Below are 26,301 nucleotides of genomic sequence, written 5' to 3' on the forward strand. Positions count from 1 at the left end.
CGTGAGCGACCTGTTCGATACCCAAGCGGCCGAGCCCGCGTCAAACCCGCATCGCCCGCTGGCCGACAGGTTGCGGCCGCAGTCGCTGGCCGAGGTGATCGGACAAGAACAGGTTCTGGGCCCGGACGCGCCGTTGGGGGTTATGCTGGCCTCGGGCAGTTTGTCGAGCTTGATTTTCTGGGGGCCTCCGGGTGTCGGAAAGACGACGATCGCGCGGCTGCTGGCGCAAGAAACCGATCTGCACTTCGTCCAGATCAGCGCGATTTTCACAGGCGTCCCTGATCTGAAAAAGGTTTTTGAGGCCGCAAAAATCCGTCGGCAGAACGGGCAGGGCACGCTGTTGTTCGTGGATGAGATCCACCGTTTCAACAAAGCCCAGCAGGACGGGTTCCTGCCGCATATGGAGGACGGGACGATCCTGCTGGTCGGGGCCACGACCGAGAACCCGTCGTTTGAGCTGAACGCTGCTGTGCTCAGCCGAGCGCAGGTTCTGGTACTGGAACGGCTCAGCCTGGCCGATCTCGAACGCCTGACCCAACGCGCCGAGAAGGAACTGGACCGCGCGCTGCCGTTGACGGGGCCTGCGCGCGAGGCATTGCAGGAAATGGCCGATGGAGATGGCCGGGCACTTTTGAACCTGATCGAACAGGTTGCGGCGTGGAAGATTGATGTGCCGCTGGATCCCAATGCGCTTTCGACCCGACTGATGCGCCGGGCGGCGAAGTACGACAAGTCCGGGGACGAGCATTACAACCTGATCTCGGCCCTGCATAAATCGGTACGAGGATCGGACCCGGACGCGGCGCTTTATTGGTTCGCGCGGATGCTGACGGGCGGCGAAGACCCGCGCTATCTGGCGCGTCGGATCACGCGGATGGCGGTCGAAGACATTGGTCTGGCCGATCCGCAGGCGCAGGCGATTTGCCTGCAGTCATGGCAGACCTACGAACGGCTTGGCAGCCCAGAAGGCGAGCTGGCGTTGGCGCAGGCGCTGGTTTACCTGGCCTTGGCACCGAAATCGAACGGGGCATATGTGGGCTATAAGGCGGCAATGCGTTTGGCCAAACAGTCAGGCAGCGAGCCGCCGCCCAAGCATATCCTGAACGCACCGACCTCATTGATGAAGGATCAGGGTTATGGTGCGGGCTATGCCTATGACCACGACGCCGAGGATGGGTTTTCCGGCCAGAACTACTTCCCCGATGGCATGGAGCGCCCAGAGCTGTATCAGCCGGTCGAACGCGGTTTTGAACGTGAGTTGAAAAAGCGGTTGGACTACTTCGCCAAGCTGCGCGCGCAGCGGAACGGCTAACACGCCGCAACGTCACAGGCGACAGAACGAAAAAAGCGGGTTTCCCTCGGGTCATGGGAGTCGAGGGAGGAAGCTCATGACCGTATCAATCGACAAGACGGATGGCGTCTGGACCATCATTCACGACAGGCCAGAGGCGCGGAACGCCGTGGACAGCGACCACGCCAAGGCGCTGACAGACGCCTTTCTGGAATTTGAACACGGCCCGGCCAAGGCTGCCGTGTTCTGGGGAAAAGGTGGCAATTTCTGCGCCGGGTGGGATCTGAAAATGGCTTCGACCTTGTCTGACCCGGAACTGGGCGAACCCTACTACGAAAAACACGCATTTCCCATTGGCTCGGCCCCTTCCACGCTTGGCCCGATGGGGCCATCGCGGTTGGAACTGTCCAAACCGGTCATCGGGGCGATTGAGGGTGCGGCAGTGGCAGGAGGGATGGAGCTCGCTTTGTGGTGCGATATCCGGGTGATGGCCGAGACGGCCTATCAGGGTGTCTATTGCCGCCGCTGGGGTGTTACCCTGATGGATGGCGGCACCGTGCGCCTTCCACGTCTGGTCGGGCAAGGCAAAGCGCTGGAGATCGCGTTGACCGGTCGCAAAGTCGAAGCCGAGGAATGCTATCGTATCGGGCTGGCCGAAAAGGTCGTTCCCAATGGAGAAGCGCGAGCCGCGGCCGAGGCCATGGCGCACGAGATCGCCCGTTTTCCCCAAGCCGCTGTGCGCGCCGACCGTCGTTCGATCATCGAAACGCGCGGAATGCCGGTGCGCGACGCGTTGAAGGTTGAATGGGCCAACGGGCTTGAAGCCATCCGTCGCGAAGGTACGGCGGGTGCTGGCCGGTTTCGGGATGGTGCAGGGCGGCACGGGGACTTCTCGAACATCTGATCGGCTTGACTCTTTGCCCTTGGCACGCCACAGACGCGCATGTTTTCTAAGGCACTTACAGACAGGTTTATCGCGCGGACGATCCGCGCGACGCAAAGGGTATCGGCATGAGCGGCGTACAGATGATCACCGTAGCAGAAGGTGACGGCGACCAACGATTGGACCGTTGGTTGCGCCGCCTGTTCCCGCATGTCAGCCAGGGCCGGATCGAAAAGATGTGCCGCAAGGGTGAACTGCGCGTCGAAGGCGGGCGGGTCAAAGCTTCGACCCGGCTTGAGGTCGGGCAGGTCGTGCGCGTGCCACCTTTGCCCGACGTCGACCACAAACCGGCCGAGGTCAAGCGGCGTGTATCGGATGCTGACGCCAAGATGATCCAGTCCTGCGTGATCTATCGCGACGATCATGTGCTGGCGCTGAACAAGCCTCACGGCCTGCCCGTGCAGGGCGGCAGCGGCCAGACCCGCCACGTAGACAGCCTGTCCGAGGCGCTGCGGTTTGGCTATGATGAGAACCCCCGCCTTGTGCACCGCTTGGACAAGGATACATCGGGCGTTCTGCTGCTGGCACGTACGCGCGAGGCCGCAAAAGGCCTGACAGCAGCGTTTCGTCACCGCGACACGCGCAAGATATACTGGGCCTTGGTGGCAGGCGTGCCGACCCCGTATCTGGGCGAGATCAAGACCGGGCTCGTCAAGGCTGCGGGCCATGGCAAGCATGGCGAAGGCGAGAAGATGGTCGCCGTTCACCTGAACGAAATCAACGACAACCCCGGCGCGAAACGGGCCCATACGCTGTATGCGACGCTGTATCGAGTGGCGGGACGGGCCGCCTGGGTGGCGATGGAGCCGATCACGGGTCGGACGCACCAACTGCGCGCGCATATGGCAGCGATTGGACATCCGATCATCGGCGATGGCAAATATGGCGGCTCGGGGCAGGAAAACCTTGGCGATGGCTGGGGTGCACAGTTGGGCGGGATTATCAGCAAGAAACTGCACCTGCACGCGCGGCAGGCGACGTTCCAACACCCGGAAACACGCAAGACCATCACCGTCACAGCACCGTTGCCCGACCATATGAAACACAGCTGGGATACGTTTGGCTGGACCGAAGACCTGGCTGCCGAAGACCCGTTCGAGGAACTGCAATGAGCGCACCCTTGCGTTTGGTGCTGTTCGATGTGGACGGCACCCTGGTCGACAGCCAGGGCAGTATCGTTGCTGCGATGACCGCCAGTTTTCAGGCACTGTCCTTGCCTGTGCCTGACCGGCAGACGATCCTGTCCATTGTGGGCTTGTCGCTGCCAAACGCCATGGCGCAGCTGGCGTCCGACCAATCCAACAGCGTGCAGCACAGTTTGGTTGACGGTTACAAACAGGCCTATCATGCCAACCGGTTGAAGATGGGCGCGGCAAGCTCGCCGCTTTATCCCGGCGCACGCGACGTGATCGAAGCGTTACACGCCGTGCCCGAAATTCTGCTGGGCGTGGCGACCGGGAAATCGCAACGCGGGCTGGACGCGCTGATCGAGGCCCATGCGCTGGAACGTTACTTCGTGACTCGGCAAGTCGCAGATCACCACCCCTCGAAACCGCACCCGTCGATGATTGACACGGCCCGATCCGAGACCGGAGTTGAAGCTTCGGACACGGTCATGATCGGGGATACCCGGTTTGATATGGATATGGCGCAGGCGGCCGAGGTGGCGGGCATCGGCGTGGCCTGGGGCTATCACGATCGATCCGCATTGAACGGAGCGGCCTGCATTATTGAAACCTTTGACCAACTGCCGCGCGCATTGGATCACATCTGGACCTGAAAACATGAGCGACTGGAAGCCTAAGCGATTTTGGACTGCAAGCGCGGTCGTCCAAGCGGATGACGGATATACGGTCGAATTGGATGGTCGTCGGGTGAAAACACCAGCCAAAGCTGGGCTGATCTTGCCAACACTGGCCATGGCACAAGAGGTTGCGGCCGAGTGGGACGCGCAGGAAAAAGAGGTCGACCCGACCCGGATGCCTTTCACCCGATCGGCAAATGCCGCCATCGATAAGGTCCGCCACCAGCACGCCGAGGTTGCAGACATGCTGGCCGATTACGGTGACTCGGACTTGTTGTGCTATCGGGCGACTCACCCGCAGGAATTGCAGCAACGCCAGGCTGAAAGCTGGGATCCGGCGCTGGATTGGGCCGCTGACACGCTGGCCGCTCGGCTGGTACCTGTGGCGGGCGTACTGCATCAGCCTCAATCAGCGGCATCACTTGCCACGCTGCGGGGCCGCGTACACGATTTCAATGACTTCCAGTTGGCGGCCTTTCATGATCTGGTCAGCCTGTCCGGCTCGTTGATCTTAGGGTTTGCCGCGGCGATGGACTGGCGCAGCGCTGACCAGATTTGGGAGATCTCACGGCTTGATGAGCTGTGGCAAATCGAACAATGGGGCCATGATGACGAGGCTCACGCCGCCTCGGAAACAAAAAGAGCGGCCTTTTTGCACGCTAAACGGTTCTTTGAAATCTCTATCTGAGCCTATTCTGTGTTAATTTTTGACACAGACACGGTGATCTCTGAATTGACTCATCGTTTTCCCTGATCCGACCCTTGACGTTTGTTTATGAATGCGACCAAACTCGTGCGCACTAAAGGGGAGACGCCTTTGGGTAAACCTTTCTGGTGCCAGAGGCGCCGGACAGAGCCGCCCCGAAACGGGGCGGAAAATCAGGAAGAGGTAAAAATGAAAAAATCCGTAATTTTGGGCGCGGCAACGATTGCCGGTCTGGCTGCAGGCGCTGCTGCTGCGGGGACGATTGACGACGTCAAAGCGCGCGGCAAACTGAACTGCGGTGTGACCACTGGTCTGGTCGGCTTCGCGGCACCCGATGCAAATGGCGAGTGGCAAGGCTTTGACGTTTCGCTGTGCCGCGCTGTTGCTGCAGCCGTTCTGGGCGATGCGAACGCAGTTGAGTTCGTTCCCACCACCGGTAAAACCCGCTTCACCGCGCTGGCATCCGGCGAGATCGACATGCTGGCCCGTAACACCACCTGGACCTTCAGCCGCGACGTCGACCTGAAATTCGAATTCGTCGGTGTTAACTACTATGACGGTCAAGGCTTCATGGTTCCGAAGGCACTGGGCGTGAGCTCGGCCAAGGAACTGGACGGCGCAACCGTTTGTATCCAGACCGGCACCACCACCGAGCTGAACCTGGCCGATTTCTTCCGTGCCAACAACATCAGCTACGAACCGGTTCCGATCGAAACCAACGCCGAAGCGCAGCAGCAGTACCTGGCTGGCGCTTGTGACGTTTACACCACCGACGCTTCGGGCCTGGCCGCAACCCGCGCCACGTTCGAAAACCCCGGTGATCACGTCCTGCTGCCCGAAATCATCTCGAAAGAGCCGCTGGGCCCGCTGGTCCGTCATGGCGACCACGAGTGGGGTGACGTTGTTCGCTGGACTTTGAACGCACTGGTTTCGGCTGAAGAGCTGGGCGTGACCTCGGCAAACATCGACGAGCTGAGCGCTGGTACCGACAACCCGGAAATCAACCGCCTGCTGGGTACCGAAGGCACCCTGGGCGAGATGCTGGGACTGGACGCCGACTGGGCTGCAAAAGCGATCAAGTCTGGCGGTAACTATGGTGAAGTCTTCGCCAAGAACATCGGTGAAGAAACACCGATCGGTCTGGCACGTGGCCTGAACGCCCAGTGGACCGAAGGTGGTCTGCTGTACTCGCCGCCGTTCCGCTAAAACATAGACGGATGAGGGCGCAAGGAAACTTGCGCCCTCTTCTATAATAAACTGCTGCGGGCAGATGCAGAGCGGGGAAAACCTCGCCGAAAATAAGTAGCCCGCAAGCTACGGGGATCCCAAAATATGTCGACTATGACTGACCCACCGAAAGCTGATTTTCGGTTGTCGATGCTCATAAACGATACCCGCTATCGCTCACTTACATTTCAGGTGATCGCGGCCATCGTTATTGCGCTTTGTATTTGGTATCTGGGCAACAACCTGATCCAGAACCTTCGGGCCGCCGGCCTGAATATTTCTTACTCATTCCTTGGCGATTCAGCCGGGTATGACATCAACCAGCGTCTTATCGAATATGACAGCCAGTCCTCACACGGGCGTGCGGCTGTTGTCGGTATACTCAACACGCTTCTTGTTGCCTTTCTGGCTTGTATCACCGCCACCGTGTTCGGGGTGATCGCAGGTGTTCTGAGGCTTTCGAACAACTGGCTCGTGTCGAAACTGATGGCGGTGTATGTCGAGATCTTCCGGAATATTCCGGTCCTGATTTGGATCATCATCATCTTCACGATCATGACCGCTGTGCTGCCGGGGCCGCGTGCGTTCCGGGGGGACAACCCGACATCGAGCATGCTGTTTGACGCCTTTGCATTCACAAACCGCGGTGTCTATATTCCGCGCCCCGAGTTTGCGCATGGCCTGTTCAGTGCGACCTTGCTTAACTGGCTTGTCGTGATCGCTGGCTTTGTCGCCTCTTGGTTTGTCGCTCGTGAAATCGAAAAGCGGGCAGCGCGTAAGCAGGAAGAAACCGGCATTCGCCCCAAAACGATGCTGCCTAAACTGGCTGTTTGGCTTGGTCCGTTTGTTGTGTTGATGCTGCTGATGGGCCTGACATGGGATATCCCGGAACTGAAGGGCTTTAACTTTAGCGGAGGCATCAAAGTCGGCGGTCCGCTGATTGCGCTTTGGTTTGCCTTGTCCATCTACACAGGCGCGTTCATCGCGGAAAACGTTCGTGCGGGTATCCAAGCGATCTCGAAAGGCCAGACCGAGGCTGCTGCGGCGCTGGGTCTGCGTCCGGGGCGGATCATGAACCTGGTGGTTTTGCCGCAAGCGCTGCGGGTCATCATCCCGCCGTTGATCTCGCAATATCTGAACATCACCAAGAACTCGTCACTGGCGATTGCTGTGGGGTATGCGGACATCACCGCGACTTTGGGTGGTATCACGTTGAACCAGACCGGTCGCGCGATCGAGTGTGTTCTGTTGCTGATGCTGTTCTACCTGACGGCATCGCTGCTGATCTCGATGGCGATGAACATCTATAACGCATCCGTCAAGTTGAAGGAGCGCTGAGCCATGGCCGATCAAACAACCAATCCGATCGCATTCGTGGCCGAGGGGACAATCCCACCAGCGCCACCTCCGGCAAACCAAACCGGCGCGGTGAAGTGGCTGCGTGAGAACCTGTTCTCGGGCGTCACGAACACCATCCTGACAGTTCTGTCGCTGGTCCTGATCTATCTGCTTCTGCGCAATACGTTGCCGTGGATTGTGAACGGGGTTTGGCACGCCGACTCTCTGGCGCAGTGCCGAGAGATTCTGGACGGAAAAACTGGCGCGTGTTTTGCGGTTCTGACCGAGCGCTGGCACCAGTTGATCTACGGGTTCAAATACCCTGATGATGCCTACTGGCGCCCAAATCTGGCCTTCGTCCTGATGCTGGTGGCAATAGCACCGGTGCTGTTCTTCGATTTGCCGCGCAAACTGCTGATCTTCACAGCGCTTTACCCGTTCGTCGCGTTCTGGCTGATCTGGGGGGGCACCATTCTTGCGCCTCTGGTGGCGCTGGTTGGCTTTGTCGCTGCGGGTGCCGTATTCCAGAAGCTTGGCAGAAACAGCTTTGCGGCCGGGTTCTTTGGCGCAATCGTTGTCGCGTTGATCGTCTGGAACGTTGGTGCAGCGTTGATCCCCGAAGGGGCATCAGACAATGCGCTGCTGAAAGCCGTTCCCAGCCGGGATCTTGGTGGCTTCATGCTCAACCTCATGCTGGGTGTTACCTGTGTGTCGTTGTCCGTGCCTCTGGGTATCGCCCTGGCTTTGGGTCGTCAGTCCAACATGCCGCTGATCAAGTGGGTCTGCGTTATCTTCATCGAATTCATCCGCGGCGTGCCTTTGATCACGCTGCTGTTCGTGGCTTCGGTGATGCTGGCGTACTTCTTCCCGCCTGACAGCACGGTCGACCTATTCCTGCGCGTCGTGATCATGATCACCATGTTCTCAGCCGCCTATATCGCCGAGGTGATCCGCGGCGGTCTGGCAGCGCTTCCGCGCGGGCAGTACGAGGCAGCAGACAGCTTGGGTCTGGATTACCCGCAGGCGATGCGCCTGATCATCCTGCCGCAGGCTCTGAAGATCTCGATCCCCGGGATCGTGAACGTGGCCGTGGGCCTGTTCAAGGACACCACACTGGTTTCGGTCATCTCGATGTTCGATCTGGTGGGCATGATCCGGGGTCCAATTCTGGCGTCAACCGAATGGAACGGCGTCTATTGGGAGCTTCTGGGCTTTGCCGCGCTTCTGTTCTTTGTCGTCTGCTACGGCATTTCTCAATATTCACAGTGGCTCGAGCGTCGCCTTGCCACCGATCACCGTTAAGGAGTTCAACGCATGTCTGAACTTGCAATTGACCGCGAAATCGACCGCTCCAAGATGCAGGTGAGCGACGAGGTCGCCATCGAAATCAATGGAATGAACAAGTGGTACGGGTCCTTCCACGTGCTGCGCGACATCAATCTGACCGTCAATCAGGGCGAGCGGATTGTTATCGCGGGCCCGTCGGGCTCGGGCAAATCCACTCTGATCCGCTGCCTGAATGCGCTGGAAGAACATCAGCAGGGCAAGATCGTTGTGGATGGGATCGAATTGTCGAATGACCTCAAAAACATCGACAAGATCCGCTCTGAAGTTGGCATGGTGTTCCAGCACTTCAACCTGTTCCCGCACCTGACCATTCTGGAAAACTGTACGCTGGCCCCGATCTGGGTGCGCAAGACGCCCAAGAAAGAGGCCGAAGAGCGTGCGATGCACTTCCTGGAGAAGGTCAAAATCCCTGAACAGGCCGACAAGTATCCCGGTCAGCTTTCAGGTGGTCAGCAGCAGCGTGTGGCGATTGCCCGCTCGCTCTGCATGATGCCGCGGATCATGTTGTTCGATGAACCGACATCGGCACTGGACCCCGAGATGATCAAAGAGGTGCTCGACACCATGATCGAACTGGCCGAGGAAGGTATGACCATGCTGTGCGTCACGCACGAGATGGGCTTTGCCCGTCAGGTCGCCAACCGAGTGATCTTTATGGATGCCGGTCAGATCGTGGAACAGAACGAACCGGAAGAGTTCTTCAACAACCCCAAAAGTGACCGGACCAAGCTGTTCCTCAGCCAAATTCTGGGTCACTGAACCGGTTCACGACCCTAAGAAAAGGCGGGGCTTTGTCCCCGCCTTTTTCATTCCAGCAGTTCGCGCGGAATGACAAACCCTTCGACCTCGCCACTGTGCCAGCGAATTTCTGACCAATCGCTCATATCAAATCGGATCACCGTCGTCGCGCAGGTGGGGTAGTCGTAGAACCTTGCGTGGTCCGGCGGATGTTTGACAATCCGCTCAGCAAATGCCGAGATGCCGGGATTGTGGCCCAGCATCAGGACGGTATGCCCGGTCGCACCGGAAAGCTCGATCAGCATGTCTGCGGGCTCAGCATGATAAAGCGCGCGGTGAAAGCACAGTTTGTTGGCCTGCAAACCCATCCTGTCCCAGGTTTCCCGCGTTCTGGTCGCAGTCGAGCTGAGCACTTCGTCCGGCAGCCATTCGTTTTCGCGCAGCCATGCCCCAATTGCCGGGGCAGACTTACGACCGCGCTTGTTCAGCGGGCGATCATGATCCGCCAGGGCAAGGCTGTCCCAACTGGATTTGGCATGGCGGGTCAGGATCAGTCTGCGGCTCATGACGGGTGAAACGCTCTCATGTGGTGTGCGGATTGCTCGGGGTCTCGTCCGGCACCCGCGCTAAGCGGGCAGGATAGCCGCGCAAGGCATCCGCCCGTCATGCAGGTTTGGCCTTGGACGGTGGATAGGTGGTCATGGCAGGCTGCGACGTCATAAAAGCTTTGGCTGTTCAACGCGCTCACCGGGCAGGTTTGGGTGCAAGGTGCTGCGCAGGTGGTGCAAGGTGATACACCCTTCGGCGCGGGGATCGGAAATTCATGCTCGAAGTGCAGAGCGCCCCGGAATGAGATCATCATGCCGACCTCATCATGCACCAAGGCACCAACGGGGCTGCTAAAGGTGCGCCCTGATTTCAACGCCCAGTCAATAAACGGCGCATAGGGTGGACCACCAAACGGAAAATGCGCCTGGGCAGAAAAGTCCTGCGCCAATTGACCGACCACGCGTAGTGACCAGCGATCAACCGGGTCATCGCCTTGCCATTCGTCTGAAGCCTTGAGAGTAGGCCAAAAATCGGCCCCTGCGCCCAGCAGGATAAGCGTGCCGCCGTCCAGTTGCTTTGCATCGGCAACACGCGGATGAAGCGCGCCCATGACGATCAAACCGGCCGCGTTTGCAGCCTGTTCAACCTGTTCATAGGTATACGTAGCAGCGTCAGAGGAGAGTTTGGCGCGGTCTGGCATGTCTCCTCCTCTTGAGGCTTAGTCCGGGCGGATCAGTGATCCGGCGCCGTGTTCTGTGTATAGCTCAAGGAGGACCGCATTGGGGGCTCGTCCGTCCAGAATGACGACCGCCCGAACGCCACTGTGCAGCGCATCCAGCGCGGTTTCGGTCTTGGGGATCATACCGCCTGCAATCGTGCCATCCAGCGTCATCTCGCGGATCTGACCGGCTTTCAGTTCGGTTACAACGTCCCCTGCCGCATTCTTGACGCCAGAGACATCTGTCAGCAGCAGCAGGCGATCGGCTTTCAGCGCAGATGCAATGGCGCCGGCGGCTGTATCACCATTGACGTTGAACGTCTCGCCATTCCGTCCCGCGCCCAGCGGGGCGATCACCGGAATTACATCATGCGCAAAAAGGTTATGCAGGATTTTCGGGTTCATTTCCGCCGGGCTGCCAACAAAGCCCAGAGATTCATCGGTCTGATCGCACAGCATCAACTGCGCGTCTTTGCCCGACAGGCCAACCGCCATTCCGCCCTGATCGTTGATCGCCTGAACGATGCGTTTGTTCACAAGGCCAGACAGAACCATCTCGACCACTTCTACAGTGGCTTTGTCGGTGACACGCTTGCCGTTTACGAACTCGGACTCGATGTCCAGCTTGTCCAGCATCGCGTTGATCATCGGACCGCCGCCATGCACGATCACCGGGTTCACCCCGACCTGACGCATGAGGACGACGTCGCGCGCAAAGCTCTCCATCGCTTCGTCACTGCCCATGGCGTGACCGCCGAGTTTGATGACGACAATCGCACCGTCATAGCGTTGCAGATAGGGCAATGCGCTGTTCAGCGTTGCGGCGGTGGCGATCCAGTCCCGGTTCATGTCTCGTGTCTTCATGGCTGCTGTCCCTCTGGGACCCCGTGTTAGGAGGTTTGCGCAGCTCTGCCAAGACCGGATCGTAGATTGGGCCGCCCGGATAACCCGAAGCGGCCCGCTCAGGTCAGCTCATGGTGCGTTTCATTGCCGGAACGTTGCTGATCAACAGCAAATCCAGTGCCAACACAACCAGCAGCGTCAATCCGACCAACGGGAAGGCCATGGCGATAAAGAGGCCGATCAGTACGGCACCTTTCCACAACGGCATCTCTGACGGCATTGGTGGTGCTGCCAACCGAGCAGCGCGCTGAGGCCGGCGCTTGACCCACAACACCACACCCGAGATGCAGACAAAGATCACCGACAGGCAGAACACCAGGTTCAGGATAAAGTTCCACGTCCCCATCAGGCCCATGTGAAACGGGATACCGATGGCCATGGATTTACCCATAAGCGAGTAGTCCTCGTATCGGACATCCGCCAGAATCTTGCCGGTGAACTGGTCAACGTGAACGGTCCGGTCGTTCACCGGATCGGTCGAGTCGCTGCTCATGCTGTCGCGGTTCAGGGTCCAGACGCCGGTTTCGCTGCTGGGATAGGCGACCCGGACACGTCCCGTCATGTCCAGCGCGGTGCCAAGCGCCACGAGGGCGTCAATGTCCACGGGTGTGCCTTGTGGTACACCGTCGATCCCAGCATCCGAGCCTGAAGCGGGCATTGGGGTTTGTTCCAGCGCCCAGGGGACGTCGTTCTGGTGGCCGTGGTTCATGCTGGCGTGGGTCTCGTCGGATAAGGGAACGTTATCCCATTTCTCGGCCGGGAAACTACTCCAGGGCTGCACGATCATGCCGCCCCAGACGCCGGCCCAGGACAGACCTGAGATCAGGAAGACAACCAGCAAACCGGACATCCAAAACCCGACCACCGCGTGCAGGGACTTCCAAAAGGCGCGATCCCGCGCGCGCAGATTAGGGACGAACGCGGCGATTGCGTTGCCGCGCGGCCACCACAGGTAGAGGCCAGTGAAGACCAGCAACAGGCTCAACCCGGCGGCGATCTCAAGAATGCGGTCGCCGGTTGTGCCGATCAGAAGGGTCGAGTGAATGTTGTCCGCCAGATCATACCAACCTGCGCGCCGGTCCCAGATTTGCAGGACGTCCCCGGCATAGGGGTCGACGGCCACAAGGCGCTGACCTTCTTCTGTCTTGATACGGAACACGGTGGCCAGATCGGCCGCTTTGGGGCCAATCCACTCGACGACTGTACCGGGTACGGCGTTCAAGGCTATCTCGGCTTGTTGTGAGACGGGTAGGGCGGTGCCCTGAACCTCGACCGCGATCATTTCGCCGTCGCGACCATCGAATTGAGTGATGAACATCATCATCAGCCCAGTAACCGCCAGAATGATCAGGAAAGGGATGACAAAGATCCCCGCGTAGAAATGCCACCGCCAAGCGGCGAAATAGAATTTTTGCGCAGCAGTCTTCTGCGCCGGGGTGTCCCCCAGGGTTTGGCTGTCCAATGCCATTTTAGTCTCCGGATTCGAAAATTGCCCCGCGCAGCGCCTGCGCAGGTTCACAAGGAAGGAAGTGAATCAGGAGAAGAGGGGCGGAGCCCTGGCATCGTAGCGGGTGTAAAACCCGGCGCTGCGGTGGGTAAAGTCGCGATGGTTCCAGCGGGGCTGGATCGACGCCGCGAACGACACAACCGCACCGACCGACGGCAGGACAGTATCAGAGCTTAGACCCGCGAAAGGGCACAGGATGCGCTGATCCGTGTCGTCATGTACGGGTTCGTCCGCGTTCAGATCGACCCATTGTTCGACCGTACCTTCGCCGGTGCAGATCACCAGCAGAACTTTCCCGTCGCTGCCCATCGCGGGCATCCAGCCTTGCGGGATTGCGCTGGTCAGCACCAGTGCAAACACCGTCAGCACTGGGAAAATGCGGGTTAGGAAACTCATTCCAGATGCGCGATGATCGAACGAAGCGTCGGAATGCCGTCACCTTTCTCGGACGAGGTCAGGACGATCTCGGGGAAGGCGGCAGGGTGTTTAGACAGCGCACCGCGCACCTGATCCAGCACTTTCTGACGTTCATTGGCCTTCACCTTGTCGGCTTTGGTCATCACGCACTGAAACGTCACGGCGCTGGTGTCCAACAGCTTCATGATCTCGGCATCGACCGGTTTTACCCCATGGCGCGAGTCAATCAGAACAAAGGCCCGGCGCAAGGTCTGACGGCCGCTGAGATATTGTTTCAGCAAACGCTGCCACTTTTCCACGACCTTCACCGGGGCGTTGGCGTATCCATATCCGGGCAGGTCCACCAGATACAGCTCAGGACCTTGCGTGAAAAAGTTGATTTCTTGCGTGCGTCCGGGCGTGTTCGAAGCGCGTGCCAGACCTTTGGTACCAGTCAGCGCGTTGATCAGACTGGACTTGCCCACGTTTGAACGTCCGGCAAAGCACACCTCAAGCCGGTCAGGTGCTGGCAGGCCGTTCATGGCGACCACGCCTTTGACAAACTCAGACGGTCCCGCGAACAGTTTGCGACCACGTTCCAGCGCGAATTCGTCCGGATCTTCGGCCAGTGGGAAAGGCAGAGTGTTCATATCAGATGCACCTTGTCGCCGACCGAGATTTCGCCACCTCGAATGACCTCGGCATAGACACCGAAATCCTGATGGCCCCATGTTTCCAGCGCGCCCAGAGTGTCGGCATCGCGTTGGCCCGTGTCAGGGTTGGCGGTTGTTGCCAGACAGCGGGTGATCCGTTCGCGCACTTGGAATACGACCGCGCCAATCTGAACCTCGCGACCGATCCAGTCGAGCTCTTCCCACAGCGGCAAGCCATCAAACCAGATATTGCCGCGCCAGCGATTGATCGACAGATCGGTATCCAGCTTTTGCCCAACAGCGCGGTTCGATGCCATGTTGCAAAGGCTGATCGACGGAAAATCACTGTCGGTCATTCCACGACCCGGAGCCCGTATGATCCGCGCCGAGGCGGCACGGTCAGCGGGCATCAACGGTTTGACCCAGTCCAGAAAGGCCTGAACCTCGTGATCCGGATCAAAGGTCAATTCGGGACGATCCGGGTGAGACAGGGTCAGGCTTTTTTCGTTGGTGTGTGCCTCAATCGCCATCAACTGTGGTGCCTTGGCACCGCGGCTGAAATTGGCGCACGGTACCCAATCCGACCCGTCCGCCTTGGACGCCTCATGCGCAACCGCCCAAACACGATCCCCGGGCATGGTCTGCCCGGGGGTCATGGTTACGGATTGCACAGCTTCGCGACCGTGGCTTTTGATCGGATGCCGCCAGAGGCTGGTCACTTCACCGGTCATTTGTCATCCGTTTTCGGCGTTCGCTTGAAGCCGGATTTGATGTTGCCAAACACATCAGGTTTGTAACCCTGGCTGCGCATGATCAGATACTGTTGCGTGAAGGTGATCGTGTTGTTCGCGATCCAGTAGACCACCAACCCGCTGGCAAAGCTGCCCAGCATGAACATGAACACCCACGGCATCCAGGCAAAGATCATTGCCTGCGTCGGATCGGTTGGTGCCGGGTTCAGCTTTTGCTGCAGCCACATCGAGATACCCAGCAGCAGTGGCAGGATGCCGATGAAGATCAGCGCCATGAAGGTGTCCGGCTGCGGACCGCCCCAGGGCAGCAGACCAAACAAGTTCATGATCGAGGTCGGATCCGGCGCGCTGAGGTCCTGGAACGGGCCAAACCACGGGGCTTGACGCAGTTCAATGGTGACAAAGATCACTTTATACAGCGAGAAGAAGATCGGGATCTGCAGAAGGATCGGCAAACAGCCTGCGGCCGGGTTTACCTTTTCCTTTTTGTACAGCTCCATCATGCCCTGCTGCATCTTCTGGCGGTCGTCGCCAGCGGCCTCTTTCAGGGCTTCCATCTGCGGCTGCAGTTCTTTCATCTTCGCCATCGAGACGTAGGATTTGAACGCCAGTGGGAACAGGATCGCTTTGATGATCAGCGTCAGGCCGATGATCGACCAGCCCATGTTGCCAATCAGGACGTTGATGTTGTGCAGCAGCCAGAAGATCGGCTTGGTCAGGAAATAGAACCAACCCCAGTCGATGCTGTCGATGAATTTCTGAACGCCCTCGTTCTGATACTCGCGGATGGTTTCCCATTCCTTGGCACCGGCAAACAGTCGCGTAGTGACCTCTTCTGTCGCGCCCGGGGCAACGGCCACAGTCGGCAGGACGGTCTCTGTCTGATAGATTTTGCGGCGCGCGTCGTATTTTGCAGCGGCTTTGAAGGCGGCCCCTTCTTCCGGGATCAGGGTGGTCATCCAGTAGTGATCGGTAAAGCCAACCCAGCCACCTTCTTTGACCTGAAAGACTTCGGCCTGCGCGCGTTCGTTCGGATCAATGTCAAAGTCGCGCACGTCGCCATAGTCGATTTCGTCCAGGACGCCGTCGGCCATGACCATAACGCCTTCATGCAGGATGAAGAAGTTCTTCAGGCCGGGCAGGTCGCCGTCTTCGCCAATGCCGTGGCGGGCCAGGATACCGTAGGGGGCCATGCCAACTTCGGCCTGGGTGTTGTTCTGGACGGACTGGGTGACGGTGAACATGTAGTCGTGATCAACCGCAATGGTACGGCGGAAAGTCAGGCCGTTGCCGTTGTCCCATTTCAGGGTCACGGGCGTATCCACGCCGAGGGTCTCGCCGCTTTCGACAGTCCAAAGGGTGTTCGGGCCGGGCACATCAGCCCCGGCGACGCCTGCGCCCGGTGCCCATCCGTACAAGGCATAGTAGGCGGATTCAGAACCCACCGGCGAAAGCAGCTCAACAATGGGCGCACCCTCGTCGATCGAAACTTTGTAGTCCTTCAGGAATAGCTCATCAATGCGACCGCCGGACAAGGACAGGCTGCCTTTCAGGCGCGGCGTTTCGATGTCGATCCGGGGGGCCTGCGCGTCAGGCTCAACTTCTGTCCCCTCAGCAGTAGCTTCGCCAACTGCGTTGGTCCCCGCCGCGCTCGGCGTTTGAATCTCGGTGCCGTCCGTTGCACTGATCTCAGTCGCTTCCGGCGGAGTGGTCTGCTCGGGAGGAGGAAAGAGCACGAACCAAACCAGGATCACCAGAAAGCTGAGCGCGGTTGCGAGGATGAGATTCTTATTCTGATCGTCCATCTGGGACAGCCACCTTGAGCAGTGAAAGACACCCGCTGGGTTCAACAGAGTGCAGGGCCAAAGGTCAAGCGGAATCGCCCTTTATTTTACCTCGGATCAGCGTTCTATGGCGTTAATTCGCGTCTATGGCCCTGCTTTGCGCCCGATTTTCGGCATTCCGTTCAGCTTGTTCTGATGTGCTGCCATCCAATCCAGCGTTTTTTCGAACGGCATGGGTTTTCCAATCCCAAAGCCCTGGACGTGATCACAACCCAGTTGCGCCATCAGAGCATGTTCGCCGGGGGTCTCCACCCCTTCGGCCAATGTCTCGACACTCAGCCGCTCTGCCATGGTCAGGATCGCGCTCACCAGTTGTTGCTGGCCGGCGTCACGGTCTGCCTTGGCCACAAATGAACGGTCGATCTTGATGCGCGACACATCAAAGCGCTTGATTGAGGCAATGGATGCGTGGCCGGTCCCAAAATCGTCCAGGTCGATGCAGCAGCCCAGTTGGGACATGCTTGTCACATTGCGGGTAATCACGTCATCGGGGCGGCGGGAAAACACGGTTTCAAGGATTTCGACAGCCAGCCGGTCGGGGGTCAGGTCATTTTGGTCCAGCTCCCATTTCAGCCGGTCAATTAGCGCTGGATCGCGCAGTTCGTCCGACGAGAAGTTTACGCCAATCCGAGGCACCATAACTCCCGCTCGGTCCCAATCGCGCATCGCGGCAAATGCGTGGTGGCGCATCACCTGGCCCAGGCGTTCCATCAGGTCGGCCTGTTCGGCAAAGGGCAGGAAAACCTGCGGCCCTACCACGCCCTTTTGGGGGTGTTCCCACCGGGCCAGAGCCTCAAACCCCGTGATCTGCCCCGTGTCGGTTGAGATCTGCGGCTGAAACCATGGGCGGATTTCGCCGCTGTCCAAAGCCGCAAGAAACTCACTGCGCAGATTGGCGCGGACACGCGCCCGGCGTTGTGTTTCTGCCGTGTAGGCGCGGATAGTAGCGGGACCGTTCCGCTGCGCTTCGCACAAGGCCGCACTTGCGGCTTCAACCCAGTCGGCAAAGGTGTGATCTGAAAGAGTGGATTGCAGGCAGAAACCGATCGAACAGGATACATAAACACTGGTTCCGTTCAGGACGATCGGTTCGTCAACGGCGGTCTGAATACGCCCCGACATCTGGATGCAGGCCTCAAGATCCAGAGTGTTTGACGAAGGCAGGCCAATGACGATCCTGCCCTGATCGAGACCCGCGGCAATATCCTGCGAGCGGATGACTGACAGAATCCGGCTGCGGAACTGGTCAGCCATCAGCTGGCCGGCGGCATTCCCGTGCAGATCCAAAAATTCGGGAAACCCGTCCAGTTCGACGATCATGCACGCGGCCTCATGATCTGAACGCGGGTTTTTCAGCAACGCGCCCATCTCATGTGCGAAGGTTTCTATGGGGGCAAGCCCTCCATCGCCTTTGGCACGTTTGCCCGTCCGATTTGCCGTCGACGCGGCCATTGCAAACACAACCGGCAGCGCAAGCGCGACGACGATCAAAGCACGCCCGCCGCCCGTCCAGTAGGCGGCCAGACTGATCGCCGGTGCAAAGGCCAAAGCGGGCGGCCCGCTTAGCGCCGTGGCCAGAGAATCAATAGCTTTGTTGACTGAGATATGTTTCCACATCGGGTGTTCGGGCCTCTACCTTGCGTACAAAACGCTCTGGTCGACCCTAGGAAACCATTCTGAGTCACTCGTTAACGCAACTGAGGAATTTCTTCCGAATTGAGGTCTTTTTCACCCGAACTGAGCATAAGATTCTGAAAATCAAACAGTTTCGGGTCCAAAAGATGCGAGGGGCGTGCGTTTGTCAGCGCTCGGAACATCACTTGGCGACGACCGGGGCTGTTCTTTTCCCACTGGTCGAGAATCTGTTTCACCTGTTGGCGCTGCAACCCGTCTTGGCTGCCACAAAGATCGCATGGGATGATCGGATAGTTCATCGCGTTGGCGAATTTCTCGCAATCGGCTTCGGCCACATGGGCAAGAGGGCGAAAGACGAACAGGTCACCTTCTTCGTTGACCAGCTTGGGCGGCATGGTGGCCAGACGGCCGCCATGGAAGAGGTTCATGAAGAAGGTCTCAAGAATATCGTCGCGATGATGACCCAGCACGACGGCGCTGCACCCTTCCTCGCGCGCGATGCGATACAGGTTGCCGCGACGCAGGCGGGAACAGAGCGCGCAATAGGTGCGGCCTTGCGGAACCTTGTCCATCACAACGGAATACGTGTCCTGATACTCGATCCGATGCGGCACACCCATGCGTTCCAGAAACTCGGGTAGGACGGTCGCCGGAAATCCGGGTTGTCCCTGATCCAGGTTGCAGGCCAGCAGGTCGACGGGCAGAAGGCCGCGCCATTTCAGCTCGTACAGTACGGCCAACAGGGTATAGCTGTCCTTGCCGCCCGACAGGCAGACCAACCAGCGAGGCGGTTTGCCGTCCTTGTCATGCGCGGACGGGTCCACCATCCCGTATTGCTCGATGGCTTCACGGGTTTGGCGCACGATGCGCTTGCGCAGCTTCTTGAACTCGGTCGTCGAAGGCGCGCCAGCAAAGAGCGGGTGGATATCGTCAGCTTCGTCAAACATGCGCTGCCCCTACAGCAGTTGACGCAACCGGGCAAGTATTCGGGTCAACCGAGGCGCGCGACCAAGGCATCCGTGTCCAAACCGGACACCGACCCGTGGATGCGCCCGCTATTGCCCATAAGCCGGGCCGCAATATAGCCGTCCGCCACCGCGCCGGGGGCATGGCGCAGCAATTGGCTGGCCGTCAGCAGCAGCGCCGTGTTCTCGACGAACCAGCGTGCCTCGGCTTCTGCGGGCAGTCCGGGCCAACGTTTGCGGTGGGCCTTGAGTGCTTCGTCAAAGCGCCGGTCGGCCCCGGTTGCCTTGTCGAGTTCAACCTGCAACGCCTCGGCCGCCAGTGGGTCGCGGCCGATGGTGCGCAGAATATCCAGACAAATCACGTTGCCTGACCCTTCCCAAATGCTGTTGAGCGGCGCTTCGCGGTAGAGGAGGGGCATCTGCGTGTCTTCGACGTAGCCCATGCCGCCCAGCACCTCCATCGCTTCGACGACCACAGTGGGGCAGCGTTTGTTGTTTAGGAATTTCGCCAGAGCGACGCTGATGCGGGCAAAGGCTTTGTCCTCGTCCGTCTGACCGTCAAAGGCCTGAGCAACCCGCATTCCAAGGGTCAGTGCGCCTTCCCAGTCCAACACAAGGTCGGCCAAAACCGACCGCATCAGGGGTTGATCGATCAAACGGCGCTGAAAGGCGCTGCGGTGCAAGACCCAGTGGTGGGCTTCGACAAGGGCCGCGCGCATCAGACCTGCAGGCGCGACAGCTGTGTCGAGGCGCGTATGATGCACCATCTCGATGATCGTGCGAACGCCAGCGCCTTCGTCCCCGAGTTGATAGGCAAGGGTGTCATGATACTCGATTTCAGACGAGGCATTGGCCTTGTTCCCCAGCTTGTCTTTCAGGCGCATCAGGTGGATCGCATTGCGTTCGCCTTCCAGCCAGCGGGGTACTAGGAAACAGGTCAGACCGCCGGGCGCTTGCGCCAAGGTCAGGAAGCCGTCGCACATCGGAGCTGAACAGAACCATTTGTGACCGCGCAACCGCCAATGATCGCCATCCCGCGTGGCGATGGTGGTGTTGGCGCGCACGTCTGAGCCACCCTGTTTTTCGGTCATCGCCATGCCCAGCGTGGCGCCGGCTTTTTGTTCGATCGGTTTTGTCGAGGGGTCATAGCTGCGCGCCATCAGCTTAGGTCGCCAGATTGCAGCTAGATCCTTGTTGGCCTCAAGCGCAGGGATCGCGGCATAGGTCATGGTCAGCGGGCAGCAATGGCCGGGTTCGATCTGACCTGCCATATACATCATTGCGGCATGGGTGGCGTGGCCGCCAGGTTGCCCATCCCAGGCCAACGAAGCGTAACCCGCGGATTGGCTGACTCCCATGATCTTGTGATACGACGGGTGAAAGCGCACCTCATCCAAACGTCTGCCGCCCTGATCAAACAGTCGCAGTTCCGGCGGGTGGCGATTTGCCTCGCGCCCCAATTCTCGGGTTTCGGAGCGGCCCAACACATCGCCATAGGATGCCAGCGGGTCGGTGCGCGCACCAGAAAATCGCGCCGCGTTCTGTAGCACGAGATCTGACGACCAGACATTCGTATCACCGCGTGAGGGCGGTTGGTTCACCACGTCGTGGGTAGGCAGCGTGTGGCGGGCTTGGGATGTCATTTTGACCTCATGCTCAGCTGAGCCAAGTGTTCAGCCGAGCGTTGAAACGGTCAAGTCTGACGGCGGGTCACGAACAGCAGCCGCTGTCGTCCTTTCGATCGGGTACCGGATCGTATCCATCGCCGCCCCAGGGGTGGCAGCGTCCAATCCGGCGAGCTGCCAACCAGCTGCCTTTTACGACGCCATGTTTTTCCAGCGCCTCCAGAGCATAGGCCGAGCAAGTAGGCTGATACCGGCAGTTGAAGCCGACCCACGGGCTGAATACTAATCGATAAACCCGGATGGGCAGGGCGACGATATGGGAAAGAAAAGTCATTTCCGGTCGCTGTGGATCTTGCGCAGCGCATAACGCAGGTCATCCAGCAAGGCTGCGTACGGGCGGTTCGCAGTCGTATCCGCCCGGCCGATCAGAACATAGTCCCATCCCGCGCGGCCATGGGTCGGCAGAACGGCGCGCGCGGCCTCACGCAGCCGACGCTTGGCGCGGTTGCGGGCAACTGCATTTCCGACTTTCTTGGAACAGGTGAACCCGACTCGGATGCCTTCGGCCTCGCCCTCGACCCGTTTGCGGCCCTGCACCATCATCGACGACGTGCCCTGCCTGCGCGCACGGGCGGCTTTCAAGAAATCGGACCGTTTCTTCAGAACGGTTAAGGGTTCAGGCGCGCAAACGGACGCCGCCGGGGGCTTGACCCTCGGCTGGTTGCTACCATCCTCAGGGGCCTCCGGCGGCGTCATGTTCATAACCTGATCGGTGAGCGGTTTACGCGCTCAGCGACTTGCGGCCGCGTGCGCGGCGTGCGTTCAGGATCTTGCGGCCGGCCTTAGTGGCCATGCGCGCGCGGAAACCGTGGCGGCGTTTGCGAACCAGGTTCGAAGGCTGATAGGTGCGTTTCATCGCTCCGTCTCCAATCTATAGCGGTCGGGTGCGGCGCGGATTCGCCTAGCCCTAGTGTTCGAAGCCCGTCCTCTACTGGGTAGCGGGGGGTAAGTCAAACCCCTAGGTGGGGGTTTTCGCGCCTTTTGCAACAATTCTGTAACCGCAACGGGCAAAAGGTTTCAAAACACCGGTTTTCACAGCCCTATCCCTCACATTCCCTGCCGTAAAGATCAACGCCCCGTGAGGCCCCTGTTGCGCGGCGCGCTGGCAGCGCATGTTGGAGGCAAGATGAAACGCACGAAATCGGACAGCGTCATGAGCGATACAACTCAGGCCCCGCGAAGCGGGCTTGCGCGACATATACCTTTATTGGTGATTCTCGCCGTGGCGGCGGTGGGTTTCTTTACGCTGGGCGACTACCTGACATTCGAGACCCTGCGCGACAACCGCGAGGCCCTGCTGGCATGGCGTGACACGCATTATTGGTCGATGGCCGGGGTGTTCATCGCGGTCTATATCGTGATCGTCGCCTTCTCGTTACCCGGCGCGGCAGTCGCATCGATGACCGGGGGGTTCCTGTTCGGCCTTTTCGCAGGCACCGTTTTCAATGTCTTTGCGGCCACAATCGGAGCCTCTGCGATCTTCCTTGCTGCACGCTGGGGGTTGGGCGAATCTCTGACCGCGCGACTGGAATCGTCTGAAGGGACGATCAAAAAGCTCAAGGACGGTCTGCGCGAAAATGAGATCTCGGTCCTGTTCCTACTGCGTCTTGTGCCGGTGGTGCCATTCTTTGTTGCCAATCTGGTCCCTGCGCTGGTGGGGGTGAAGTTCCGCAATTTCCTTATCACCACTGCGCTGGGCATTATTCCGGGCGGAATCGTCTACACCTGGATCGGTGTTGGCTTGGGCGGTGTGTTTGATCGGGGCGAAACGCCCGACGTCTCGTTGCTATGGGAACCGTTTGTCATTGGCCCGATCATCGGCTTGTGTGTGCTAGCTACGCTGCCAATCGTCATCAAATCGTTGCGTGGCCGAAAGGACGGCTGAAATCATGCAAGAGCTGAAAACCGATATCCTGGTGATCGGGGCCGGGTCAGGCGGCCTGTCGGTCGCGGCAGGTGCAAGCCAGATGGGCGCAGACGTCATTCTGCTGGAAGGCCACAAGATGGGCGGAGATTGCCTGAACTTTGGCTGTGTCCCCTCCAAGGCGCTGATCGCCAGCGGTAAAGCCGCCTATGGGCAGGCGCATGCATCAGCGCTGGGCGTTGCCGATGTCGTACCGCAGGTGGACTATGCCGCTGCCAAGGACCATGTGCATGACGTGATTGCGCAGATTGAACCGATGGACAGTCAGGAACGGTTCGAAGGCTTTGGCGTCAAGGTGATCCGCGAATTCGGCAGCTTTGTCTCTCCGAGCCAAGTGCAGGCGGGCGATCACCTGATCACTGCGCGCCGGGTTGTGATTGCAACCGGCTCGTCTCCTTTGGTGCCACCGATCCCCGGTCTGGATCAGGTGCCGTTCTATACCAACGAAACCATCTTCGACCTGCGCGACAAGCCTGAACATCTGCTGATCATAGGCGGCGGCCCTATCGGCATGGAAATGGCGCAGGCCCATATCCGGCTAGGCTGCAAAGTCACGGTGATCGAAGGGATGACAGCGCTGGGCAAGGACGACCCAGAGGCCGCCGAGATCGTGCTGGATACGCTCCGCGCAGAAGGTGTGGAGATCCACGAAGACGCAATGGTGGCGCAGATTCGGGACAACAATGGCACTGTTGAGGTCGTGACCGAGAAGGGCGAGATTTACACAGGCTCGCATCTGTTGCTGGCAGCCGGACGAAAGGCCAATACCGACCGGTTGAACCTGCAGGCTGCCGGGATTGAACCGACCCGCACCGGGATCAAGGTTGACGAGGCGCTGCGCACCACGAACCGCAGGGTCTATGCAATCGGCGACGTGGCCGGTGGCCTGCAGTTCACGCATGTCGCTGGCTATCACGCCGGGGTCATCATCCGTTCGGCGCTGTTCGGGCTGCCGTCCAAGGCCAAAACCGCGCATATCCCCTGGGCAACCTATACGGACCCGGAATTGGCTCAGGTTGGCCTGACCGAAGCGCAGGCCCGCGCCCAACATGGCGACAGGGTCGAAATCGCGCGGTTTGATTACCACCACAACGACCGTGCCATTTCCGAGCGTAAGACGAAAGGCTTCATTAAGGTCATGGTCGTAAAAGGCCGACCTGTTGGGGCCACAATCGTGGGTCATCAGGCGGGGGAACTGATCAACTTGTGGTCGCTGGCATTGGCCAATAACCTGAAGATGGGGCAGATTGCTGCGATGGTTTCGCCCTATCCGACGATCGGAGAGCTTAACAAAAGGGTGGCGGGTGCCTATTTCTCGCCAAGGCTGTTTGAGAATCAGACGGTTAAACGAGTGGTCAGGTTCGTCCAGCGCTGGATCCCCTGACCGGGAAAGGAGCGCCAATTGAACTCGCTGTCGGGCCGTTTTCTGATCCTGACAACGGTCTTCGTGATGTTGGCCGAGATATTGATCTTTGTGCCTTCAATCGCGCGATTCCGTGAGGATTTCCTGCTGAACCGGCTTGAGCGTGCTCAGATCGCCTCGCTGGCTTTGCTGGCCGATGACATGCTGGCCGACGAGCTTGAGGCCGAGCTACTGGCCAATGCAGGCGTCTACAATGTTGTGCTGCGCCGGGACGAGGTGCGGCAGCTGATGCTGTCCTCGCCCATTCCGGAGCAGATCACCAAGACATATGATCTGCGCGATGCCGGTCCTTTGGTCCTGATCCGCGATGCGCTCGCACGTCTGTTCACCCCGGAAAACGAAGTGATCCGCGTGATCGGCGAGCCGGTAAAAGGCGCAGGGCTGTTGATCGAGGTGACAATCGACAGCATGCCATTGCGCATGGCGATGACAGACTACGGTCTTCGCATCCTGGGCTTGTCCTTCGTGATTTCCATCATCACCGCGTTCTTTCTGTTCCTCGCTGTCCGGGTCGTTCTGGTCAAGCCGATCAAAAGCGTGGTCGGTTACATGCAGCGCTATGCCGGGGCGCCCGAAGACGCGCGGGGGATCATCTCACCCAATTCCAAGGTGACCGAACTCCGCGAGGCGGAAGAAGCGCTACAGCAGTTGCAGACGGAACTGACCCAGGCCCTGAAACAGCGTGAACGTCTGGCGCAGCTGGGCGGTGCGGTGGCAAAGGTCAGCCATGATCTGCGAAACATTCTGACCTCTGCGCAATTGTTCACTGACCGTATCGAAACCAGCGATGATCCATTGGTGCGGCGGATGGCGCCCAAACTTGTGAACTCGATAACCCGCGCCGTGTCCTTGTGCGAAAGCACGCTGGCATTCGGGCGCGCGGAAGAACCCGCGCCGACCCTGACCATGGTGCCCCTGCGCGACATCGCCGAAGACGTTGTGGCCAGTGAACAGCTAGCGGTCGCGGATGCCTGCGTTGAGATCGTGAATGAGGTGCCAAATGACCTCGTAGCCCGTGCGGACCCTGAGCAGATATTCCGCGTGATGATGAACCTTGTCCGCAACGCACGTCAGGCACTCATCGCGTCGGGTAAACCCGGTAAGGTCACTATCGCGGGCTGTGAGCATGATACCAGCTGGTGCATCGAGATCCGCGACAATGGCCCAGGTTTGCCGCCCAAAGCGCGTGAAAACCTGTTTACCCCGTTTCAGGGCGGTGTACGCAAAGGCGGTTCCGGGTTGGGGCTTGCGATCTCACAAGAACTGGTGCGCGGGCACGGCGGAGACCTCGTGCTTGCGGAAACCGGACCCGAGGGCACAACCTTCGAAATCAGGCTTCCCCGGGGCGACGGGACTTTTTGAAATTTTTTTGAAGAATCGACTTGCACGTCCCGAACACCGGGTCTACATACCGCCTCACCAACGCGGACCGATAGCTCAGCTGGATAGAGTACTTGACTACGAATCAAGGGGTCGGGGGTTCGAATCCTCCTCGGTCCGCCATTGGTGTCCTGTTGAACGTCACACGAACCTTACCCAACCGTCATAGTTGGACCAGAAACTAGGTGAGCGTGCGACATCAGAAGGCGCCCCCAACGTTGGATACCAGTTGAATTTGACCATTGCGTCATCAACTAACAAACCGCCCCCATTTTATGCTCCCGCAGGCAGATTGATTTGTTCTTACTTCCCTTTCGGAAAATCAGAGCTGATTTGTAGGGCAGACAGCGAAGCTGCCTGTTCCTGCTAATCTGCCACGTGGCGAACGCGGGAGGGGGCGAGGCAACGCTATTCGAAAGGGGTGGTGCGGCCACCAGGCATTGCCGAGGACACGGCTCTGTCTAAAAGTGAGTCTCCCCATCTGAACTGGTGCACCGCTATGTTTAGGTAACGGAGGACCAAGAATGGCAATCAGCCGACCGAAGCCGGAAGAGATTGTCTCGAAGTTACGGC

26 protein-coding genes and 1 tRNA gene are annotated in these 26,301 nt (G+C 59.2%); 13 read left to right on the forward strand and 14 right to left on the reverse strand.

Annotated elements, in window-relative coordinates:
- Position 1: 1 nt before the first annotated feature.
- The 9 genes from ACR0MV_RS19220 to ACR0MV_RS19260 all read left to right on the forward strand — a co-directional run bounded on the left by ACR0MV_RS19220 (position 2) and on the right by ACR0MV_RS19260 (position 9,415).
- Positions 2–1,312 (forward strand): replication-associated recombination protein A, encoded by a 1,311-nt coding sequence (locus tag ACR0MV_RS19220; RefSeq protein WP_480703302.1) that lies wholly within the window; start codon positions 2–4, stop codon positions 1,310–1,312.
- A 76-nt stretch (positions 1,313–1,388) separates the two neighbouring features.
- A complete protein-coding gene (locus ACR0MV_RS19225) occupies positions 1,389–2,195 on the forward strand; it encodes a crotonase/enoyl-CoA hydratase family protein (protein ID WP_480703304.1) in 807 nt (268 codons plus the stop codon).
- 107 nt (positions 2,196–2,302) lie between these two features.
- Complete coding sequence (locus tag ACR0MV_RS19230; protein ID WP_480703305.1) at positions 2,303–3,346, forward strand: RluA family pseudouridine synthase; 1,044 nt, start codon at positions 2,303–2,305, stop codon at positions 3,344–3,346.
- Positions 3,343–4,014: an HAD-IA family hydrolase gene (locus ACR0MV_RS19235; RefSeq protein ID WP_480703306.1), complete on the forward strand. Its 672-nt coding sequence runs from the start codon at positions 3,343–3,345 to the stop codon at positions 4,012–4,014. Before ACR0MV_RS19230 ends, ACR0MV_RS19235 begins: the two co-directional genes overlap by 4 nt.
- A gap of 4 nt (positions 4,015–4,018) precedes the next feature.
- Positions 4,019–4,726 carry an ATP12 family chaperone protein gene (locus tag ACR0MV_RS19240; RefSeq protein WP_480703308.1) on the forward strand — a complete coding sequence of 236 codons (708 nt, stop codon included), beginning with the start codon at positions 4,019–4,021 and terminating at the stop codon, positions 4,724–4,726.
- Positions 4,727–4,933: 207 nt separating this feature from the next.
- Positions 4,934–5,950, forward strand: a complete 1,017-nt coding sequence (locus ACR0MV_RS19245; protein WP_170429321.1) for an amino acid ABC transporter substrate-binding protein — start codon at positions 4,934–4,936, stop codon at positions 5,948–5,950.
- A 126-nt stretch (positions 5,951–6,076) separates the two neighbouring features.
- Positions 6,077–7,309 (forward strand): amino acid ABC transporter permease, encoded by a 1,233-nt coding sequence (locus tag ACR0MV_RS19250; RefSeq protein WP_480703309.1) that lies wholly within the window; start codon positions 6,077–6,079, stop codon positions 7,307–7,309.
- 3 nt (positions 7,310–7,312) lie between these two features.
- A complete protein-coding gene (locus tag ACR0MV_RS19255) occupies positions 7,313–8,611 on the forward strand; it encodes an amino acid ABC transporter permease (protein WP_480703310.1) in 1,299 nt (432 codons plus the stop codon).
- A gap of 12 nt (positions 8,612–8,623) precedes the next feature.
- Positions 8,624–9,415, forward strand: coding sequence for an amino acid ABC transporter ATP-binding protein (locus ACR0MV_RS19260; protein WP_170429330.1), 792 nt, complete (start codon positions 8,624–8,626; stop codon positions 9,413–9,415).
- Between the two features lie 47 nt (positions 9,416–9,462).
- Here the strand turns inward: ACR0MV_RS19260 and ACR0MV_RS19265 are convergent, their stop codons facing one another.
- From ACR0MV_RS19265 to rpmH, 14 genes are all read right to left on the reverse strand, one after another.
- Positions 9,463–9,960 carry a SixA phosphatase family protein gene (locus tag ACR0MV_RS19265; RefSeq protein ID WP_480703311.1) on the reverse strand — a complete coding sequence of 166 codons (498 nt, stop codon included), beginning with the start codon at positions 9,958–9,960 and terminating at the stop codon, positions 9,463–9,465.
- Entirely contained in the window at positions 9,957–10,643 is a 687-nt protein-coding gene (locus ACR0MV_RS19270) for a ferredoxin (protein WP_480703313.1), read from the reverse strand. The genes ACR0MV_RS19265 and ACR0MV_RS19270 overlap by 4 nt, the downstream gene beginning before the upstream one ends.
- 18 nt (positions 10,644–10,661) lie before the next feature.
- On the reverse strand, positions 10,662–11,525 hold the full coding sequence (gene argB, locus ACR0MV_RS19275) for an acetylglutamate kinase (protein WP_170429339.1): 864 nt from the start codon (positions 11,523–11,525) through the stop codon (positions 10,662–10,664).
- Positions 11,526–11,628: 103 nt separating this feature from the next.
- Positions 11,629–13,032, reverse strand: coding sequence for a PepSY-associated TM helix domain-containing protein (locus ACR0MV_RS19280; RefSeq protein WP_480703315.1), 1,404 nt, complete (start codon positions 13,030–13,032; stop codon positions 11,629–11,631).
- Positions 13,033–13,098: 66 nt separating this feature from the next.
- Entirely contained in the window at positions 13,099–13,467 is a 369-nt protein-coding gene (locus ACR0MV_RS19285; RefSeq protein WP_254445868.1) for a DUF2946 domain-containing protein, read from the reverse strand.
- Positions 13,464–14,117 (reverse strand): ribosome biogenesis GTP-binding protein YihA/YsxC, encoded by a 654-nt coding sequence (gene yihA / locus ACR0MV_RS19290; RefSeq protein WP_170429344.1) that lies wholly within the window; start codon positions 14,115–14,117, stop codon positions 13,464–13,466. Before yihA ends, ACR0MV_RS19285 begins: the two co-directional genes overlap by 4 nt.
- Positions 14,114–14,851, reverse strand: coding sequence for an MOSC domain-containing protein (locus ACR0MV_RS19295; RefSeq protein WP_480703317.1), 738 nt, complete (start codon positions 14,849–14,851; stop codon positions 14,114–14,116). The genes yihA and ACR0MV_RS19295 overlap by 4 nt, the downstream gene beginning before the upstream one ends.
- Positions 14,848–16,677, reverse strand: coding sequence for a membrane protein insertase YidC (gene yidC, locus ACR0MV_RS19300; protein WP_480703319.1), 1,830 nt, complete (start codon positions 16,675–16,677; stop codon positions 14,848–14,850). The genes ACR0MV_RS19295 and yidC overlap by 4 nt, the downstream gene beginning before the upstream one ends.
- 123 nt (positions 16,678–16,800) lie before the next feature.
- Positions 16,801–18,333: a putative bifunctional diguanylate cyclase/phosphodiesterase gene (locus ACR0MV_RS19305; RefSeq protein WP_480703320.1), complete on the reverse strand. Its 1,533-nt coding sequence runs from the start codon at positions 18,331–18,333 to the stop codon at positions 16,801–16,803.
- 71 nt (positions 18,334–18,404) lie between these two features.
- Positions 18,405–19,298 (reverse strand): tRNA 2-thiocytidine(32) synthetase TtcA, encoded by an 894-nt coding sequence (gene ttcA / locus ACR0MV_RS19310; RefSeq protein ID WP_480703321.1) that lies wholly within the window; start codon positions 19,296–19,298, stop codon positions 18,405–18,407.
- A 44-nt stretch (positions 19,299–19,342) separates the two neighbouring features.
- The gene (locus ACR0MV_RS19315) at positions 19,343–20,959 is read right to left on the reverse strand and encodes an acyl-CoA dehydrogenase family protein (RefSeq protein ID WP_480703322.1); all 1,617 of its coding nucleotides are present in this window, start codon (positions 20,957–20,959) and stop codon (positions 19,343–19,345) included.
- A gap of 67 nt (positions 20,960–21,026) precedes the next feature.
- The gene (yidD, locus tag ACR0MV_RS19320; RefSeq protein WP_480703323.1) at positions 21,027–21,275 is read right to left on the reverse strand and encodes a membrane protein insertion efficiency factor YidD; all 249 of its coding nucleotides are present in this window, start codon (positions 21,273–21,275) and stop codon (positions 21,027–21,029) included.
- Positions 21,272–21,697, reverse strand: a complete 426-nt coding sequence (gene rnpA / locus ACR0MV_RS19325) for a ribonuclease P protein component (protein ID WP_480703324.1) — start codon at positions 21,695–21,697, stop codon at positions 21,272–21,274. The genes yidD and rnpA overlap by 4 nt, the downstream gene beginning before the upstream one ends.
- Before the next feature lie 25 nt (positions 21,698–21,722).
- Positions 21,723–21,857, reverse strand: coding sequence for a 50S ribosomal protein L34 (gene rpmH / locus ACR0MV_RS19330; RefSeq protein WP_005980833.1), 135 nt, complete (start codon positions 21,855–21,857; stop codon positions 21,723–21,725).
- A gap of 270 nt (positions 21,858–22,127) precedes the next feature.
- On the opposite strand from rpmH, the gene ACR0MV_RS19335 reads away from it, so the two are divergent.
- The 4 genes from ACR0MV_RS19335 to ACR0MV_RS19350 all read left to right on the forward strand — a co-directional run bounded on the left by ACR0MV_RS19335 (position 22,128) and on the right by ACR0MV_RS19350 (position 25,851).
- Positions 22,128–22,886, forward strand: a complete 759-nt coding sequence (locus ACR0MV_RS19335; RefSeq protein WP_437440842.1) for a TVP38/TMEM64 family protein — start codon at positions 22,128–22,130, stop codon at positions 22,884–22,886.
- Between the two features lie 4 nt (positions 22,887–22,890).
- Positions 22,891–24,309, forward strand: coding sequence for a dihydrolipoyl dehydrogenase family protein (locus tag ACR0MV_RS19340; RefSeq protein ID WP_480703325.1), 1,419 nt, complete (start codon positions 22,891–22,893; stop codon positions 24,307–24,309).
- An 18-nt stretch (positions 24,310–24,327) separates the two neighbouring features.
- The gene (locus tag ACR0MV_RS19345; RefSeq protein ID WP_480703326.1) at positions 24,328–25,710 is read left to right on the forward strand and encodes a sensor histidine kinase; all 1,383 of its coding nucleotides are present in this window, start codon (positions 24,328–24,330) and stop codon (positions 25,708–25,710) included.
- A gap of 64 nt (positions 25,711–25,774) precedes the next feature.
- Positions 25,775–25,851 (forward strand) — tRNA-Arg (locus tag ACR0MV_RS19350).
- Positions 25,852–26,301: the final 450 nt, after the last annotated feature.

Source organism: Ruegeria sp. BC3, assembly GCF_056539265.1.